Source organism: Azospirillum thermophilum, from assembly GCF_003130795.1.
In the GTDB taxonomy this organism is placed as follows: Bacteria; Pseudomonadota; Alphaproteobacteria; order Azospirillales; family Azospirillaceae; genus Azospirillum; species Azospirillum thermophilum.
The window spans coordinates 389,015-407,367 of sequence record NZ_CP029352.1 but is presented as its reverse complement, the minus strand read 5'-3'; the positions used below and the strand labels follow the sequence as shown (position 1 = coordinate 407,367).

General features: G+C 70.5%; 15 protein-coding genes and 1 pseudogene. 9 read left to right on the top strand and 7 right to left on the bottom strand.

Features of this window, described 5'->3' with window-relative positions:
* Positions 1–297 precede the first annotated feature (297 nt).
* The 7 genes and pseudogenes from lexA (at position 298) to DEW08_RS01775 (ending at position 7,412) form a co-directional block, all read left to right on the top strand.
* A pseudogene (gene lexA, locus DEW08_RS01805) lies at positions 298–1,007 on the top strand (transcriptional repressor LexA).
* A gap of 202 nt (positions 1,008–1,209) precedes the next feature.
* Complete coding sequence (locus DEW08_RS01800) at positions 1,210–1,656, top strand: MerR family transcriptional regulator (protein WP_109323989.1); 447 nt, start codon at positions 1,210–1,212, stop codon at positions 1,654–1,656.
* A gap of 65 nt (positions 1,657–1,721) precedes the next feature.
* Complete coding sequence (locus tag DEW08_RS01795) at positions 1,722–3,350, top strand: 3-(methylthio)propionyl-CoA ligase (RefSeq protein ID WP_109323988.1); 1,629 nt, start codon at positions 1,722–1,724, stop codon at positions 3,348–3,350.
* A 125-nt stretch (positions 3,351–3,475) separates the two neighbouring features.
* Positions 3,476–4,519 carry a GMP reductase gene (locus tag DEW08_RS01790; RefSeq protein ID WP_109323987.1) on the top strand — a complete coding sequence of 348 codons (1,044 nt, stop codon included), beginning with the start codon at positions 3,476–3,478 and terminating at the stop codon, positions 4,517–4,519.
* Between the two features lie 186 nt (positions 4,520–4,705).
* The gene (uvrC, locus tag DEW08_RS01785; RefSeq protein WP_109323986.1) at positions 4,706–6,553 is read left to right on the top strand and encodes an excinuclease ABC subunit UvrC; all 1,848 of its coding nucleotides are present in this window, start codon (positions 4,706–4,708) and stop codon (positions 6,551–6,553) included.
* Positions 6,554–6,703: 150 nt separating this feature from the next.
* A complete protein-coding gene (locus DEW08_RS01780; RefSeq protein ID WP_109323981.1) occupies positions 6,704–6,913 on the top strand; it encodes a hypothetical protein in 210 nt (69 codons plus the stop codon).
* Between the two features lie 238 nt (positions 6,914–7,151).
* Positions 7,152–7,412: a hypothetical protein gene (locus DEW08_RS01775; RefSeq protein ID WP_109323980.1), complete on the top strand. Its 261-nt coding sequence runs from the start codon at positions 7,152–7,154 to the stop codon at positions 7,410–7,412.
* A 10-nt stretch (positions 7,413–7,422) separates the two neighbouring features.
* Here DEW08_RS01775 and DEW08_RS01770 read toward each other — a convergent pair whose 3' ends face one another.
* Positions 7,423–7,683 (bottom strand): hypothetical protein, encoded by a 261-nt coding sequence (locus tag DEW08_RS01770; protein WP_245986071.1) that lies wholly within the window; start codon positions 7,681–7,683, stop codon positions 7,423–7,425.
* A 304-nt stretch (positions 7,684–7,987) separates the two neighbouring features.
* Here DEW08_RS01770 and DEW08_RS01765 point away from each other — a divergent pair, with 304 nt between their 5' ends.
* On the top strand, positions 7,988–9,241 hold the full coding sequence (locus tag DEW08_RS01765; RefSeq protein WP_109323979.1) for an allantoate amidohydrolase: 1,254 nt from the start codon (positions 7,988–7,990) through the stop codon (positions 9,239–9,241).
* Between the two features lie 16 nt (positions 9,242–9,257).
* Positions 9,258–10,487, top strand: a complete 1,230-nt coding sequence (locus DEW08_RS01760; RefSeq protein ID WP_109323978.1) for a M20/M25/M40 family metallo-hydrolase — start codon at positions 9,258–9,260, stop codon at positions 10,485–10,487.
* Here the strand turns inward: DEW08_RS01760 and DEW08_RS01755 are convergent.
* From DEW08_RS01755 to DEW08_RS01730, 6 genes are read right to left on the bottom strand one after another with little or no spacing between them, the layout of a single operon-like run.
* Positions 10,484–12,244 carry an alpha/beta hydrolase gene (locus DEW08_RS01755; protein ID WP_168220232.1) on the bottom strand — a complete coding sequence of 587 codons (1,761 nt, stop codon included), beginning with the start codon at positions 12,242–12,244 and terminating at the stop codon, positions 10,484–10,486. The two genes, DEW08_RS01760 and DEW08_RS01755, sit on opposite strands and share 4 nt — an antisense overlap.
* A gap of 58 nt (positions 12,245–12,302) precedes the next feature.
* Entirely contained in the window at positions 12,303–14,744 is a 2,442-nt protein-coding gene (locus DEW08_RS01750) for a glycosyl hydrolase 2 galactose-binding domain-containing protein (protein ID WP_109323973.1), read from the bottom strand.
* Positions 14,745–14,759: 15 nt separating this feature from the next.
* Complete coding sequence (locus tag DEW08_RS01745; protein ID WP_109323972.1) at positions 14,760–15,719, bottom strand: DUF1839 family protein; 960 nt, start codon at positions 15,717–15,719, stop codon at positions 14,760–14,762.
* Positions 15,720–15,729: 10 nt separating this feature from the next.
* The gene (locus DEW08_RS01740; protein ID WP_109323955.1) at positions 15,730–16,656 is read right to left on the bottom strand and encodes an amino acid--[acyl-carrier-protein] ligase; all 927 of its coding nucleotides are present in this window, start codon (positions 16,654–16,656) and stop codon (positions 15,730–15,732) included.
* Positions 16,653–17,813, bottom strand: coding sequence for an acyl-CoA dehydrogenase family protein (locus DEW08_RS01735; protein WP_109323953.1), 1,161 nt, complete (start codon positions 17,811–17,813; stop codon positions 16,653–16,655). Before DEW08_RS01735 ends, DEW08_RS01740 begins: the two co-directional genes overlap by 4 nt.
* A complete protein-coding gene (locus DEW08_RS01730) occupies positions 17,810–18,103 on the bottom strand; it encodes an acyl carrier protein (RefSeq protein ID WP_168220231.1) in 294 nt (97 codons plus the stop codon). Before DEW08_RS01730 ends, DEW08_RS01735 begins: the two co-directional genes overlap by 4 nt.
* Positions 18,104–18,353 lie beyond the last annotated feature (250 nt).

Sequence of the window (18,353 nt, the reverse complement as noted above, 5' to 3'; positions counted from 1 at the left end):
GCACGAACGCTCATGGCAAGTGGCTGATACGGAACGAGAATATCCGGATCGACAAATTGTGCGCCGAAGAGAGTCCGCACAACGCGCCCAATGCAGCCCGCTGCGCTCCGGCTCGTCAGGACGGCGCGAAGTACGCACACGAAGGGCCGCAAAAAAACGGCGGCAGGGCTTGACGGAACCGAAGAACCAAACTAGAACAAGGGGTAACGTTTTTCTTTTGTTCCATCCGGTCCGGACAGGCGGATTTCAGGCGGTGTTCCGCCGGCCGCGACGGGCCACAGGTCGGGAGGCACCCCCATGCTCACGCGCAAGCAGCACGAACTGCTGCTGTTCATCCACGAGCGGCTCGGCCAGGGCGGGGTGTCCCCCTCGTTCGACGAGATGAAGGATGCGCTGGGGCTGAAGTCCAAGTCCGGCATCCACCGCCTGATCACCGGGCTGGAGGAGCGCGGCTTCATCCGCCGCCTTCCCACCGCGCCCGCGCGCTGGAGGTGCTGCGCCTGCCGGAGGGGGTGGAGCAGCGCGCCGCCCGTCCGCCGCGCGCCCGGTTCCAGCCGAACGTCATCAAGGGAGAGTTCTCCTTCGCCGGCCGCGAGGTGGCGGCGGCGCCGGCCCCCGCCAACGAGACGGTGCAGCTCCCGCTCTACGGCCGCATCGCCGCCGGCACGCCGATCGAGGCGCTGCGCGACAATTCGGCGATGGTCGAGATCCCCGCCTCCATGCTGTCGGCCGGCGACCATTACGCCCTGGAGGTCGCCGGTGACTCGATGGTGGAGGCCGGCATCCTCGACCATGACACCGTCATCATCCAGCGCTGCGAGACGGCCGACAACGGCTCCATCGTCGTCGCCCTGGTGGACGAGAACGAGGTGACGCTGAAGCGCCTGCGCCGCAAGGGCAACACCGTGGCCCTGGAACCGGCCAACGCCGCCTACGAGACCCGCATCTTCGGCGCCGACCGCGTCCGGGTGCAGGGCCGCCTCGTCGGCCTGCTGCGCAAATACTGATCCGCGCAGAGTATCGGCCCGTCGGATCCAAGGCGGGTTTCGGATGGCCGGGCTTCGTCCCGGCCATTTGCATTCCGGGGGTTGGGCCCGCCGGCTCCCTCACCCTGCGACATAAAGTTCACTTTATGAGCCTCCAGTTGACTTTTACGTAATCGCATGCCTGAATTGCGTCCCTGACGGACAATTCACGACCGGGTGGTTGATGGCCGATCCCAGGGACCGGGTCTATGGCGTGACGGAGCTGGCGGCGGAGTTCGACCTGACTCCGCAGGCGCTGCGCTTCTACGAGGAAAAGGGCCTGCTCTGTCCCCAGCGGGCCGGCGGGCGCCGGGTCTTCACCTACCGCGACCGCGCCCGGCTGATGCTGATCCTGAAGTTCCGCCGGGTCGGCTTCTCCCTCGAACAGATCGCCGAGTATCTCTCGCTCTACCGCCCCGGCCGGCCGAGCGCGCAGCAGTATCGCGACGGGCTCGCCAAGATCGGCGAGCGGCTGACCATGCTGGAGCGCATGCGGAGCGAGATCGCCGAGGTCATCGCCGAGCTGAAGGCGATGCAGACCGACGCCGAACGGCGTCTGGCCGCCTGCGAGGGCGAAGCCGCCCCCCACTGCGGGACCGCCTCCCGCCGGGAGGCCGTCGCGGCCGAGTAGCGCCGCACCGAAGGCGGGCCAACCCGCCGCACCGACAACGAACGATACGACTGGGAGTGAAACACATGCTTCGCGGCCTGATGATGGATGCCCCGCTGCTGGTCACCTCGATCCTGCGGCACGCCGCCCTCTATCATGCGGATACCGAGATCGTGTCGCGCACGGTGGAAGGGCCGATCCACCGCACGACCTACGGCGAAGCCTGGGTCCGCGTGCAGAAGCTGGCCCATGCGCTGGCCGGGCTGGGGCTGAAGCCGGGCGACCGGGTGGGCACGCTGGCCTGGAACGGCTACCGCCACCTGGAGCTCTATTACGGCGTCGGCGGGTCGGGCATGGTCTGCCACACCATCAACCCGCGCCTGTTCCCGGAGCAGATCGCCTACATCATCAACCATGCCGACGACGCGGTGCTGTTCACCGACCTGACCTTCGTCCCGCTGCTGGAGGGCATCGCTCCCGAGATCGCCGGCGTGAAGGCCATCGTGGTGATGACCGACGCCGAGCATATGCCGGCCTCGTCCCTGCCGAACCTGCTGTGCTACGAGACGCTGCTGGAGGGCCAGCCGGAGAGCTTCGACTGGCCGGAGCTGGACGAGAACACCGCCTGCGGCCTCTGCTACACCTCGGGCACCACGGGCAACCCCAAGGGGGTGATGTACAGCCACCGCTCGGCGGTGCTGCACGGCCTCGCCTCCAGCCTGCCGGACGTCTTCAACCTGTCGTCCCGCGACTGCGTGCTGCCGGTCGTCCCGATGTTCCACGTCAACGCCTGGGGCGTGCCCTATTCGGCACCGCTCAACGGCTGCAAGCTGGTCTTCCCCGGCGCCAAGCTCGACGGCGCCAGCCTCTACGAGCTGTTCGAGAGCGAGGGGGTGACCAACACGGCCGGCGTGCCGACCGTCTGGCTCGCCCTGCTGAACTGGCTCGACGCGAACAGGAAGAAGCCGACGACGCTGCGCAAGGTCGCCATCGGCGGCTCCGCCTGTCCGCCGGTGATGATCCAGCGCTTCCGCGAGCTGGGGGTGGAGGTTCTCCACGCCTGGGGCATGACGGAGACCAGCCCGCTCGGCCTCGCCAATACGCCGAAGAAGAAGCATGACGGCCAGTCGGCCGACGACTCGCTGGCGCTCGCCTCCAAGCAGGGGCGGCCGATCTTCGGCGTGCAGTTCCGCGTGGTGGACGGTGCCGGCAACGACGTGCCGCGCGACGGCAAGGCCTTCGGCCGCATGATGGTGCGCGGCCCCTGGGTGTGCGGCGGCTATTACGGCCTCGCGGACAGCGCCGCCCACGCCTCGCTCCCCGGCTGGTTCGAGACGGGGGACGTGGTGACGATGGACGCCGACGGCTATGTCCAGATCGTCGACCGCACCAAGGACGTCATCAAGTCCGGCGGCGAGTGGATCAGTTCCATCGACCTGGAGAACATCGCCGTCGCCCATCCCGCCGTGCAGGAGGCCGCCGCCGTCGCCCGCCCGGACGAGAAATGGGGCGAGCGGCCGGTGCTGGTGGTGGTGCTGAAGCCCGGCCAGCCGCTGACCGCCCAGGAGCTCGCCGCCTTCTACGAGGGCAAGGTCGCCAAATGGTGCATCCCCGACGACATCCGCTTCGTCGAGTCCCTGCCCCACACCGCGACCGGCAAGCTGCTGAAGACGGCGATCCGCGACATGGTGCTGCACCCCCAGCCCGCCGGCTGACGGGACGGGCGGGCATGAGGGAGCCGGGATCGCTTTCGCCGAATCACCGCTTGCCGAAGGGACGGGTCCTTCCCTATGTGACGATGAAGCGGCACTCCGCCGCGAATTCCAGGGGTATGTGACCGGTGATCATCGAAAGCGATCTCAAGCTCGACTTCAAGGACGTGCTGATCCGTCCCAAGCGCAGCACCCTGCAGAGCCGCAACGACGTCGACCTGAACCGGACCTTCAAGTTCCTGCACAGCGGGCGGGAATGGACCGGCTTTCCCCTGATCGCCGCGAACATGGACGTGGTCGGCACCATGCCGGTCGCCCGCGCGCTGGCCCGCTTCGGCGCGATGACGGCTCTGCACAAGCATTACCCGGCCGACGCGCTGATCTCCTTCTTCCAGGAGGAGGAGGTCGGCAACGTCTTCTACTCGCTGGGCATGACCGAGGCCGACCATGACAAGTTCGCCGCCGTGAAGGCCAAGGCGCCGGTCGACAAGGTCTGCCTGGACGTGGCCAACGGCTATACCGAGCGCTTCGTCGATTTCGTCGCCCGCGTCCGCGAGGAGAATCCGGACATCGTCATCATGGCCGGCAACGTCGTCACCGGCGACATGACCGAGGCCCTGCTGCTGGCCGGCGCCGACATCGTGAAGGTCGGCATCGGCCCGGGCTCGGTCTGCACCACCCGCAAGATGACCGGGGTGGGCTATCCCCAGCTCTCCGCCATCATCGAATGCGCCGACGCCGCCCACGGGCTGAAGGGCCAGGTCTGCGGCGACGGCGGCTGCACCGTGCCGGGCGACCTCTCCAAGGCCTACGGCGCCGGGGCGGACTTCGTCATGCTGGGCGGCATGCTGGCCGGCCATGACGAGTGCGAGGGCGACATCCGCTACGAGGACCGCGACGGCAAGAGCGTGCCGGTCGCCATGACCTTCTACGGCATGTCCTCCGACACCGCGATGCGCAAATATGCCGGCGGCGTCGCCCATTACCGGGCATCGGAAGGCAAGACGGTCGAGGTTCCCTACCGCGGGCCGATCGAGGGCACCATGCAGGAGATCGCCGGCGGCGTGCGCAGCATGATGACCTACATCGGCGCCACCAAGCTGAAGGAGGTGCCGAAGCGCACGACCTTCGTGCGGGTCGGCGCGCAGCTCAACACCGTCTTCGGGTCGTAAGGCCGGCCCGCCCCTCCCGGATGGCCGTGCCCGCCGCGGCCATCCCGGCCTCCCCACCCCCGGCACGCCGGCATACCGGCAGCCGGCGCAGGCCCTGCCCAGGTCGCAACCTTGTCACTTGGTCCCGTTCCGTTCTTCCGCTCTGGTAGCGCCCCTCCGCCGTTTCAAAGTCAGCGAGGGGCTCCCATGGATGGGGCAGAGGTGATCCGCGCCCAGCTTGCGGTGCTGCCGTCCACCCCCGGCGTCTACCGCATGCTGGGGGCCGACGGCCGCGTGCTCTATGTCGGCAAGGCGAAGAACCTGAAACGCCGGGTCGCCAGCTACACCCGCACCGAGGGGCTGCCCAACCGCACCCGCCGCATGGTGGCATTGACCCGGGCCATGGAGTTCGTCACCACCCACACCGAGGCGGAAGCCCTCCTCCTCGAAGCGAACCTGATCCGCACGCTGCTGCCGCCCTTCAACGTGCTGGTCAAGGACGACCGCTCCTTCTCCTACATCGCCATCGGGCGCGGCCACGGGTTTCCCCGGCTGATCCATCACCGCGGCACGGCGGCGCGCCACGGCCGCCGGCAGGAGGATCTGTTCGGCCCCTACGCCTCGCCCCATCTGGTCGGGGTGACGATCGCGGCGCTGCAGCGCGCCTTCCTGCTGCGGACCTGCGACGACGGGGTGTTCGCCAGCCGGACGCGGCCCTGCCTGCAGTACCAGATCAAGCGCTGCTCCGCCCCCTGCGTCGGCCGTACGACGGAGGAGGACTACGCCGCCCAGGTCCAGGGGGTGCGCGACGTGCTGGCCGGCCGCAGCGCCGAGGTGCAGGCCCGCTTCGCCGCCCGCATGGCCGACTGCTCCGACCGGCTGGAGTATGAGGAGGCCGCCCGCTGGCGCGACCGCATCCGCGCCCTGACCGCGCTGCAGAGCCGCCAGTCCATCAACCTCGAAGGGGTGGTGGACGAGGCCGACGTGCTGGCGATCCATGCCGACGGCGGGACCGCCTGCATCCAGGCCTTCTTCTTCCGCGGCGGGCGCAACCAGGGCACCCGCGCCTTCTTTCCCCGCCACGACCGGGAGGAGGAGGCGCCGGACATCCTTGCCGCCTTCGCCGCCCAGCTCTACGAGGATCATCCGCCGCCGGGCCTCGTCCTGCTCAGCCACCCGGTCGCCGATCCGGAGCTGCTGGCCGAGGCGCTGTCGCTGCGCGCCGGCCGGCGCGTCACGGTCGATTGTCCCCGCCGCGGCCCGAAGCGCCGCGCGGTGGACCATGCGCTGGACAATGCGCGCGATGCCCACGGCCGCCGCATGGCGGAACGCTCCGCCCAGGCCGGCCTGCTCGACGGGCTGGCGCGGCTGTTCGGACTGCCCAGGGCGCCCGCGCGGATCGAGGTCTACGACACCTCTCACATCCAGGGGGCGTTCCCGGTCGGCGCCATGGTGGTGGCGGGGCCGGAGGGGTTCCAGCGCAACGCCTACCGCCGCTTCCACATCCGCGACCCGCAGGCGGCCGGCGACGATTTCGCCATGATGCGCGAGGTCTTCACCCGCCGCTTCGTCCGAGCGCTCAAGGAGGATCCGGAGCGCAGCGGCGGCCAGTGGCCGGACCTCGTCCTGATCGACGGCGGGCTGGGCCAGCTCAACGCGGCGCGCGGCGTGCTGGAGGCGCATGGCATCACCGGCCTGCCGCTGGTCGCCATCGCCAAGGGGCCGGACCGCAACGCCGGGCGGGAGCGGCTGTTCCTGGCCGACCGCGAGCCCATCGCCCTGGCGCCCCACGATCCGCTGCTGCACTTCCTGCAACGGCTGCGCGACGAGGCCCACCGCACCGCCATCGACAGCCACCGCACCCGCCGTCTGAAGGCGATGTCCCACACCCGCATCGACGGCATCCCCGGCATCGGTCCGGCCCGCAAGAAGGCCCTGCTCCACCATTTCGGCAGCGCCACCGCCGTGGCGTCGGCGGGGCTGAAGGATCTGGAAGCCGCCCCCGGAATCAGCGCTGCCGTGGCACGCCGGGTATACGAGCATTTCCATCATTGATCGCGGTCATTTTTAATCCATCCCGACCGTTTTTCTCGGCGCGCTGCAGGCCTGCGGCGGGCACATGGATGCTTAACCCTTGCTTAACCGCGCAAGCTCATTGTCCCGCCACCAACTGAACATCGACATTACTGGAAGACAGGCGCCATCATGGCCCAGCAGACCGTCAAGCTCTCCGACAAGGGCGGCTACCGCGACGTGAACGTCGAGGACCTGCCGCGCAACGTGCGCGCCGCGGTGACCGACCTCGCCGCCAAGAACCCCGTCGCCAACATCCTGGTCGACCAGTCCGGCGTCCTCTACCGGATCCACCTGACCGAGCCGGCGAACATCTATCTGGACGTCCTGGCGGTCGCCTGACCCCAGCCTCTCCGGACGCTGGAAAAGCCCTTTCCCCCGTACGGGGGAAAGGGCTTTTTTGCCGGGCGGATCCCCATTGCAGGGCCATGCAGGATCCGGTATCGTAGCGATTATGAGAACGAAACAAGAACACTTGGGGTTGGTTCCCGCTCCGGCCGGCATCTCCATTCTCAGCGGTAGGCCTGCCGCCGACGGTCCTGCCGAGATCGGGCGCATCCGCCGCGAGGGCGCGGCTTGGATGGCGCACGCCCTCGACCCGGACGGACGCTGGCGACCGCTCGGCAGTTTCGCCGACTTCACCGCGGCGCTCGGCGCCGTTCCCGACCATGCCGCCGCCGTCCCGGCTCCAAGCGAGGCCAAGGGGGCAAAGGCGGCGGCTGCGGGTGCCGTCCCCAAGGCGGCGGCGCCGAAGCCGGCCGCCGCTCCCGCCAAGCCGCAGCCGGCCGGTCCCCGCCGGCCGGTGAAGGCGGGCGCCGGGACGGCGGCGGCGGGAGTCTAGCTCCGCGGGATCAGTGCGGCCGGCCCTCCAGACGGCGCAGCGCGCGATCCAGGGCCGGCAGTGGCATCATGATGACCACGCCGCTGAGGATCGCGCGAACCTCCTCGATGTCGAGGGCGGTGGCGGCGGCCAGCGCGTGCTCGTCGAGGCCGCGGTCCTCGGCCATCAGGGCGATCCATCCGGCCAGCGTCTGGGCTTGGGCCATCTGGGAGCGGGTGGCGAGGACAGGGAGGTATGGGGATACCGGCGTAGCATTCTCGAAGGGAATCATGGGTTCCTCCCGGAGCTGTTGTCGGTTTCTTTCGCAGTTGCACAAACGAGAGGCCGCATTACCTCCCGGTGAGCACGCATTTCCCGATATGGTGATGCTTTCGGGGACTTGCCAAGGACTGGCGGAAGAAAGTCCGGCGCGTCCGGATAATGAACGGCGCCGAATGGATATACTCCATAAGCTGATTGCCCTACCCCCTTCCGGATCCTTTGAAACTGTCTTCGCCGCGCGCCGGCTAGGGCGGTCGGCGCAGGTCCGGCTATGATGGCGGCGGCCCCATTTTTCCTGCGTCGGTATCGCCGCCATGACCCAGTCCCCGCTCTCCGGCCCGGCGCTGCTCCAGCGCATCGACGAGCTCGCCACCATCAGCGAGGAGCCCGGCCGCCTGACCCGGCTCTACCTGACGCCGGAGCATCGCCGTGCCAACCATCTCGTCGGCACCTGGATGCGGCAGGCCGGAATGACGGTGCGGGAGGACGCGGTCGGCAACGTGATCGGCCGCTATGAGGGGGAGCGTCCGGGTGCGCCGGCCCTGATGATCGGTTCCCACCTCGATACCATACGCGACGCCGGCCGATATGACGGGATGCTCGGCGTCCTGACCGGCATCGCGGTGGTCGCCGACCTGGAGGCCCGCGGACGCCGCCTGCCCTTCGCGGTTGAGGTGATCGGCTTCGGCGACGAGGAGGGGACCCGCTTCCAGTCCACCCTGATCGGCAGCCGGGCGCTGACCGGCGGACTCGATCCCGCCATCCTGGAGACGCGCGACGCCAGGGGCCGCACGCTGGGCGAGGCGATGCGCGACTTCGGCCTGGAGCCCGACATGGCGGCGCTCGCCACCGCCGCCCGCCGGTCGGACGAGGTGCTGGCCTATGTGGAGCTGCACATCGAGCAGGGACCGGTGCTGGAGGCGCTGGACCGGCCGGTCGGCGTCGTCACCGCCATCGCCGGAGCCACCCGCTTCTCCGTCACCGTGACCGGCACCGCCGGCCATGCCGGGACGGTGCCGATGACCCTGCGCCGCGACGCGCTGGCCGCCGCGGCGGAGATGGTGCTGGCGGTGGAGGATCTCTGCGCCGGCCGCGAGCGGCTGGTCGGCACCGTCGGCCGGATCGAGGCGATGCCGGGCGCCGTCAACGTCATCCCCGGCAAGGTGCGCTTCACCATCGACCTGCGGTCCGACCGGGATGCCGTGCGGGCGGAGCGGGCCGACGCGCTGCGCGCCCGGCTCGCCGCCATCGCCGACCGCCGGACCGTGGCGCTCGACATCGAGGTGCTGCACGACAGCGGGGCCGTGGCCTGCGATCCCGGGCTGATGGAGCAGCTCGCCGCCGCCGCCCGCGCCGAGGGGCTGGAGGCGCCGGAGCTGCCGAGCGGCGCCGGCCACGACGCCATGGCGGTCGCCCCGCTCTGCCCCATCGCGATGCTGTTCGTCCGCTGCGAGCGCGGCATCTCCCACAATCCGGCGGAGCGGATCACCGCCGCCGATGCCGAGGCCGGGGCACGCGTGCTCGCCCGCTTCGTCGAAGACTTCGTCCCTCCCGTCCCCCATGCCTGACCGGATCCTGCGACCGATGACCGACCCGTCCCAGACCAAACTTGCAGCCGCCATCGACGCCGCCTTCGAGGAGGAGACCCGTTTCCTGGCGGAGCTGGTCAAGGTTCCTTCCGACAACCCGCCCGGCGACTGCGCCGCCCATGCCGTCCGCGCGGCCGAGCTGCTGGAGGCGATGGGCTTCACCGTGGAGCGCCACCCCGTCCCGGCGGAGACGGTGCGCGCCAACGGCATGATCAGCGCGACCAACCTGGTGGTGCGCCACCGCTTCGGTGACGGCCCGGTGGTGGCGCTCAACGCCCATGGCGACGTGGTGCCGCCGGGCGAGGGGTGGAGCGCCGACCCCTACGGAGCGGAGGTACGCGACGGCTTCATGTTTGGCCGCGGCGTCGCGGTGTCGAAGTCCGACTTCGCCACCTATGCCTTCGCCCTGAAGGCGCTAATCGCCTCCGGAGCGGCACTGAAGGGCTCGGTCGAGCTGCACCTGACCTACGACGAGGAGGCCGGCGGCGAGATCGGGCCGAAATGGCTGATCGAACAGGGCATCTCCCGCCCCGACTATGCGATCTGCGCCAGCTTCGCCTATTCGGTGGTGACCGCCCACAACGGCTGCCTGCATCTGGAGGTCCAGGTCGACGGCAAGTCGGCCCATGCCGCCCGCCCCGACACCGGCCATGACGCGCTGGAGGCGGCGACCGCCATCCTCTCCGCCCTTTACGCCCATCGGCCGGAGCTCGCAACGCGGCGCTCCCGGGTGACGGGAATCGAGAGCCCGACGCTGGTCGTCGGCCTGATCGACGGCGGCATCAACACCAACGTCGTCCCCGACCGCGTCACCTTCCGCCTCGACCGCCGCATGATTCCAGAGGAGAACCCGGCGGAGGTCGAAGCCGGCCTGCGCCGCCTGATCGAGCAGGCCGCCGCCGGCCTGCCGGGCATCCGCGTCACGGTGCGGCGCATCCTTCTCGCCCGTCCCTTCGCGCCCGTCGGCGACGCCCCGCGGCTTGCCGACCTCGTCGCCCGCCATGCCGAAGCGGTCCTCGGCGTGCCGGTCGGCCAGCACGGCATTCCGCTCTACACCGACGCCCGCCATTATTCGGAGGCCGGCGTGCCGACGGTTCTCTACGGCGCCGGCCCCCGCGACCTGCTGGAGGCCAACGCCCACCGTGCCGACGAGAAGCTGAAGCTGGACGACCTGCGCAAGGCGACGCTGGTCGTCGCCGCGGCAGTGGCGGAGCTGCTGAGCTAGGCGGACCGCAGGACCTCCGGCGCCCGCTTGGCGCCGGCATCCGCGTCCACGGCTGCCAGCAGCTCGTCGAGCAGCCCGCCCAGCCGGTCCTGGGCCGCCCATTCGGTCACGCTGTGGTCGGCGCCCGGCAGATAGCTGAGCGTCACGTTGGGCAGGCCGCGCAGCTTCTCGCCATCGCGGCCGAGCTGCAGCTCGAACTCGCGCAGCGTCACGTCGCCGATGCTGTAGACCAGCAGGACGCGGCGCCCCTCCGCCGACAGGCGCTGGAACCAGCGCGGCACGCTGCCGCCGAGCCCGACCGTCTGCAGCGCGCGCTGTGCCAGCCGGCCGGCGAGCCGCTTGGCCAGGCGGACGCCGCGCCGGTGGTTGCGCAGGACCGACAGCAGCTTGTCCGGCTTGCCGAGCTCCCGCAGATAGCCGCCGGTCGAACGGTGGATGCCCGACTGCTGGACCGCGTCGACATGATCGCCGGCGCCGAGGCGGAAGCGGCCGGGATTGATCAGCGCGACGCCGGCCACCCGGCCGCCGTTGCGCCAGGGACCACGGCCGTCGTTGAGCACCCCGTGCAGCGCCTGCGCCGCCCCGGCGCAGAGCCCGACGACGACGCAGCGCCCGTGCCCCTGCTCCTCCAGCCAGTCGATGGCCGCGCGCACGTCGGGCTGCGTGTCCCGGCGATAGAGGATGTTGTCCGGCCGGCCGGGACGCGCCGGGCTGTCGCCCAGCCCGGCCACGTCGATGCGCAGCGAGGCATAGCCATTGGCTGCCAGCCGCCGGGCCTGCAGCACCCAAGCCCGGCCGGAGCCGATATGGTGCGTGGCGCCGCTGTTGAGGAAGATCACCGCCGGCCGGTCGTGCAGCGGGTCCGCCACCACCGGCGCGCAGTAGATGCCGAACAGCTCCTCATCCTCGCCGAAGAAGACCGGCCGCTCGACGGCATGCGGCATCATCAGGCCGGCTGGCCGCTCGGTCAGGCTGACGCTGCCGCCCGGTTCGGCTCCGTCGGCCAGCCAGCCGGTGAGGCGGGCGAAGCTGCGGCGCGCGCCGTCGCCGGCCTGGACCTTGCGCACGAGGTCCGAGCCGTCGGGCATCGCCTCCTCCGCCACCTCGGCGCCGAGGGCGCGCAGCCGCTCGGCCAGTTCCTGCGTCGCGCGCGCCTCCGGCCGGTCGAGCAGCAGGATGCGCGGCGCCGGCGCAGCCTCCAGGGTGCGCAGGTCGATCCGCTCCAGATCGTTGCGCGTCGCGGCGGTCAGGGCGAAGCCGGCAACGTTCAGGTCGTCGGCCCGGTGCGGCAGGACCTCCACCCCCTCGGGCTGCGGCATCATGCGGGCGAAGGCCCGGGTCTCGCGCACCGCCATGCGGCCGGAGACGAAGGGGCTGACCAGCGCCAGCGCGGTGATGCCGCCGATTTCCGCCGCCGCCGCCGCCGCGAGCAGCCCGCCCAGCCGCAGGCCGGCCAGCGCCACCTCGTCGACGCCGGTGTCCTCGCGCAGCCGCCGCACGGCGGCATGGATACTGTCGAGCCACGCGCGCACCCGCGCCGGATCGGTGTCCTCCCCCGCGGAATCGCCGAGCCCGTGATAGTCGAAGCGCAGCGTCGGCAGGCCGGCCGCCGCCAGACCGGCGGCAAGGCCGCCCCAGGCGCGGTGGGCGCACAGCTCCTCATAGCCGTGCGGGCTGCACAGCACCACGCCGCGCCGGCCCGACGCCGGATGCAGCCAGCCGAAACACCCTTCGAAAACCACCGGCACCGGTTTCATTCCATCCCCCTGCAGGCGGGCCTGTCCGCAGCCCGCCAAGTTCCCGTCCCCGCGTCCCTCACCCCCGGAAGCGGATGGGTGCCAGCGCATTCAGCGCATGCACCTCGCCATCCGGCACACCGCCCCCGCCTCCGTCCCGCGGCGACAGCCGCAGCCGGCGCTCCCTGCCCGGCGGCAGGTGGAACCAAGCGTCCTCCGCCCGGAACCGCTCGTCCTCCACATGGACCGAACAGGCGAGCCGCTGCGTCCGCAGCGTCAGCACCCAGTCCTCCCCCGCCTGCGCGACCGTCGCTGCGAGCCCGAGGTCGCTGCGCGGCAGTGCCCTGCCATTGGGGAAATGAAACGCCTCGGCCAGCGGTTCCCCGGCCGCCGTTCCGTCCGTCCCGGCCTGCGACAGGATTGCCACGGTCACGTCATGGGCCGGCGGTCCGAAGCGGTAGGCGTAGGTCCAGTCGAAGAAGCGGCCGAGCAGCTCCGCCGAGGACAGCACCTGACTGCTGCGCGCCGGCAGGGTCACCGCACGTTCCGCCCGCGCCACGGCGACCTCGCCATGACGCAGCGCCGTCAGCGTCAGCACCGCCGGAACCGCCTCCGCCGTCTCGTTCAGCAGATGGACGGCAAGGCCGTTCACCCCCTCGTCGGTCAGGATCACCTGCAGAGGACGGAAGGCGCGGCGCAGCCCGTACCAGGCCGCCTTCGGCCGGCCGGCCGCGTCCAGCACGCCCCACCCCGCCCCCGGCCACAGGTCGCGCAGCAGCCAGACCAGCCCGCCGCCGCAGGAGGAGCCGACCCGGCGCCACTCCCCGAAGGTCGCCTCCATCACCTCCGCCGTCACCGCGCGCGACAGGCGCAGATAGCGGTCCTGATCCTCGTAACGCAGCCGGTTGGGCTCCACCCCGTAGAGCCGCTGCAGATAATGGTCCCGCACATCCTCGAAATCCCAGGAGGCGCCGAGGTCGCGCGGCACCCGCTCCTTCCAGCGGGGATGATGGACGGCCGGCACGCCGGCCGCGGTCTCCTCCGGCACGTTGGCGAAGGCGAGGCATTCGCTGGCGAAGCGCACCCCGGCCCGCCGGGCATCCTCCAGCGGCCGCTGATAGGCGCCGACGCCGTAATAGTGGGTCACTCCGGCATCGGCCGCGAAGGGCAGCGGCCCCCCGCTCGGCGAGTTGGTCACATAGGGGACGTCCGGCCGCAGCCGCGCCGCCTCGCCCGGCAGGATGTCGGTGAAGACCGGCTGGCTCCAGGCCTCGCGCGGCAGGCCCAGCATGGCGGCCTGCTGCTCCGCCTCGCTGCCGCCGCACAGCACGGCAAGCGAGGGCGAGCCCTGTATCCGATCGAGGAACTGCGCCGCCTCCGCCCGCACAGACTCCCGGTAGGCCGGATCGGCGGGATAGTCGAAATTGGCGAACATGAAATCCTGCCAGACCAGGATTCCCAGCTCGTCGCACAGCTCGAAGAAGGCGTCGCTCTCATAGACCATGGTGCCGCCGACGCGGACCATGTTCATCCCGGCCCCGGCGACCCGGCGCAGGATCGGCTCGTAGGCCTCCCGCGTGCCGGGAAGCGAGACGATGTCGGCAGGGGTCCAGCAGGCGCCGCGGCAGAAGACCGGTTCGCCGTTGATCCGCAGGCCGAACCCTTGCCCGTCCGGCCCGCCGGCCCGCTCGATGGAGCGGAAGCCGACGCGACCGAGGTCGACGCGGGAGTCGCCGATGCGCACGCTCAGCGGGTGGAGCGCCGGCCGGCCGTGGGTGTGCGGCCACCAGGGCTCGATCCCCGGCAGCACCGCCTCCGCCCGCAGCGTCCGGTCGTCCAGCCACTCCAGCGTCCGCACATGGCCGCCGACCTCCAGTTCCGCCGGCAGCCGGCCGGGGGTGTCGGCCAGCGTCAGGGTCAACGACAGCGTGCCGGCCCGTCCGTCGAAGCCGGTGCGCAGGTCCGCAGCCCGCACGCGGACCGGCCCGTCCTCCTCGACCAGCTCAACCGGCCGCCAGGGACCGACCGCGTGGACGGAAGGACACCAGCCGGGCATATGGCCGAGCAGGGTGGTCCGGGCGAAGCGCAGGCTCGCCGGCTCGATCATCTTCGGCCGCCAGCGGGCGCGTCCCTTGCGGCCGGAGAGAACCGGATGCAGGGCGCGGAAGCGGATCTCCAGCAGCGCCTCGCCCGCCAGCGTCACCGGCACGTCGTGACTGAGATACATGCTGTCACAGTCGAGGATCGGTCGCCCGTCCAGCGTCACCTCGGCCAGGGTGGCGAGGCCCTGGAAGCGCAGGATGCCGGGGCCGTCGCCGCTCAGCCGGGTGCGGTAAAGCACGTCGCGGTCGTGCAGCGGCGTGGGCGCGTCGAGCGTCCACAGGCCGGCAGCCTGCAACGCCTGCGCGGCGGTCCCGGGAACGGGGGCGGGAATCCACCGCCCGTCCCCGCCGACCGTCATCTCCCACCCGTCGGCGAGCGGCGTCACGCGCCGTCCGGTGACCTCCCGGATCCGTGCCATGGCATCCGCGCCGCGTCAGCCGTAACAGCGGGCGAGCCCGCCGACCGCCGTGTCGTAGGCGGCTTCCATGCGCCCCAGCAGCTCGCCATAGTCGGCGAAGCGCCGCTTCGCGACGGCCCGGGCGAACTGGAACTGCAGTACCTTGGCGGTCGAGCCGATGGTGCCGCAGGCCTCGACCACCTCCGCCGGGCCGTCGATCCAGGCGGCGTAGCTGCCCAGCAGGTCGAAGTTGGCGCCCAGCTGCCGCAGGACGTTGAAGGCATGGAGGTGAAAGTACTCCATCGGCCGGCTGGCCAGCGCGTCCAGGTGGCGGGGCAGATCCTCCCGGAAGGCGCCGATCGGGTTGCGCTGCGGCCGCCGGACAAGGTGGTGCCGCAGCAGCGCCAGCGAACGGTCGCGCAGCGCCGCCCCTTCCAGCGGCGGCGACAGGCGCTTGACGAACTCCACGTAGGGGAAGAGCGGACCGGCCGCCTTGGCGAACAGCCCCTCGTAATCCTCCCCCTCCAGGCGATAGAAGCCGGCGTTGTGGAAATAGTCCATCCGCCGCGCCGCCGGGTCGAGGCGGGTGATGCCCACCGTCGTCTTCACATGGGTCGTGCCGTAGGAGGTGCCGCGGGTGTCGGGCAGGTGAAAGCCGTCGACCTCCACCAGCACCAGCCGACCGCGCGACAGCTGCTCCACGACATGGGCTTCCACCGTGTCGTAGATCGCCAGTTCCTGGACCGCGAAGCCGTAGAGCGCCTCGAGATCCTCCAGCGGCACCTTGAAGAAGGTGAACTGGTCGCCCTCGAAGTCCTGCGCGACAGTGAAGGGCAGCATGGCCAGCGGCTCCAGCCCCAGCGCATGAACCGCCTCGATCCACAGGTCGACGTAGCAGTTGGTCTCGGCCCAGTTGCGCTCCGGCGCGTGCAGGGCATGCGGCCGGTGGGTGGCGGGGTCGAGCTCCGTCCACCCCCGCCCGGCGGCGGCCGTCACCCCCCGGCCGTCACCCCCACAGCACGGCCCTCACCGGCGCCGGCCAGGTAGCGGGATCGAAGCCGTGATGGCGGAACAGCGCCAGCGCCACGCGCTCCATCCCGAAGCCGACGCAGGCGGTATGCGCCACCTCGCCGTCCGCCGTGCGGATGTCCCACAGATGGCCGAAATGCTCCTGGTGGTAGTTGAAGCTGAGGCAGGCGGTCGGCGACTCCTCGCTGGTGATCGGGATCAGCAGCTCGAACTTCAGCTTCTGGTCGCGCTGGCTGCTCGACAGCATCTTGCCGGCCCGGCCGAAGAAGGGATCGTTGGCGACGTCGATGCCGACCGGCAGGCCGAGCGAGGCGATCAGGTCACGGCCGCGCTCGATCCACAGCTCGCGGAACTCCATCACCTGGTCGGGCGTGCCGATGCGGATGTACTCCCGCATGCGGAAGAGCTGCATGCGCGCCGGGTCCAGCGACGGCTCGTGCCGGAAGCAGTAGGAGAAGACGTCGATCAGCCGCCCCTCGCCGGGCAGGGGACCGCGCGCCGCCACGGTCGGATAGACCGGATAGCAGGCGGCCGGCGTCATCACCACGTCGGTCGCGACCTGATCCTCGGTCCAGTCCTGCCCCTCCTCCAGGCGGCGGAGCAGCGTGCGGTGGGCCCGCTCGTCGCCGGCGAAGCTGTGGATGGTGCCGGCCAGATGCGGGAAGCTCTTCAGATACTCACTCTGCTCGAAGGCACGGCGGTTCAGCGCGGGCGGGAAGCGCATCACTTCCGCGCCGTCGCCGCGGCCCCAGACGGTGATCAGGGCGTCGAACCGCTCGATCACGTCCTCGAACACGCCGCTGCGGCCATAGAGCCCGTCGACCCCGGTCGGGATCAGCAGACCCTGTTTCACCAGCTCGTCGCGATAGGCGGCTTGCTTGTCCTTGACGTCGGTGGTGGTCATTCGAAGGGTCCCGAGCCGTCCCTCTGGACGAGGAGCTGGTTGGCGGTGTGCGCGATGATCCGGTCGTTGCCGATCATCAGCGCGGCGGACTGGGCGTCGCGCCAGTGGCGGCCCAGGCTGTAGGGGGTGTCGTTGCGGTAGCCCGCCAGCCCGCAGGTGCGGATCGCGCGGTCGATGACCTGCAGCACCAGCTCCGACGTGGTGATCTTCAGCGTGCCCATGGCCGTCGCGAAGGACAGGGAGCTCAGCAGCTCCGGCGAGCCGGCCGCCAGCTCGTACTGGCGGATGGCGGTCAGCACGCTGGCCTTCATCTGCTGCAACAGGGTCACCGCCTCGGCGAGCCGCGTGGCGCAGGCCGGGGTGGTGCCGGGCTTGCGCTTGGCCTCCTGCCGGACATAGGCGCGCGCCCGGCTGACGGCGTCGGCGGCGATGCCCAGCCACACGCTGCTCCACAGGATGTGGGTGGTCGGCAGCATGGTCTGGGCCGACATGTCGGCGAAGGGCAGCGGCATGATCTGCGCCAGCTCGCCCGAGGCCTCCAGGACATAGCCGTTGGAGCGGGTGCCGCGCATGCCCATGGAGTCCCAGCCCAGCGTCTGCTCCAGCCGGTACTGCTCCTTGGTCAGCGGCACGATGACCTGATCGGAGGACGGGGCCTCGGGATTGCGCCGCGCCGTCACCAGGATGATGTCGCACTCGTCGCCATAGGAGACGACCGAGGCGTTCTTGCGCAGGGTGAAGCGCTCGCCGTCCGGCACCACGGCGCAGACACTGTTGCGGATGTCGCCGCCGGTCTCGGCCTCGGTGGTGGCGGAGCCCAGCAGAAGCTGCTCCTCAACGATGCGTTCGAGCTGGGCGCGGTGCCAGGGGCTCGACTGGCCATGGTTCACCAGGCAGGCGACCTGGATCTGGTGCATGGCGTAGACCATGCCGGTCGACCCGCAGGCCCGCGCCAGCGCGTGGCAGGCCGCCGCGATGTCGAACAGCGGGGCTCCGGGACCGCCGAAATCGGCGGGGACCATGGCGCTCAGCAGCCGTTGCGACTTCAGCGCCTCGAAGGCCTCATGCGGGAAGCGGGCGTCGCGGTCGACGGCGTCGGCGTGGCGGGCCGCGACCTCGGCCCCGATCTCGCGCGCCAGGGCGGACAGGCTGCTCATGTCGGGTTCCTTCCCGCCTCGTCGAAGATCGAGCGCACCGCGCTCCCGATCGCCGAGATGCTCTCGAAGGTCCGGCGGTGCAGCAGCCGTTCCGGGAACTCGACGTCGAAGCGCTCTTCCAGCGCCAGCATCAGGCTGACGCAGCCGTGGGAGGTCAGCCCGGCCGCATAGAGGTCGTCACTGTCCGACACGCTGTCCGGGTCGACCGCCAGGGCGGCGCTTTCCCGCAGGATGGCGCGAATGTCATCCGCCAGTGGCGGAGCCGCATCGGACTGTCGATTGCCTGCCATATCTCCACCTGCCGGCCATACGTCTTGCCGCATCGCCATCACCTCAATTCAAAAAAGTGAATAACAAATATCGATGCATTTGCCCTCTATCCAGGCAGCATCGGTGTTGCCCTCGACTCACTTTCGCGCTGGAATTTTATATTTTTAAGGGCTACCCCCTGTGGCGCCGATATTACTTCCGACTTGAGCTTTACCGGCAAAGGTTGCCGGGGTCCGCTCCGACCACCCGACAAATCTTCTCCGGCATTCA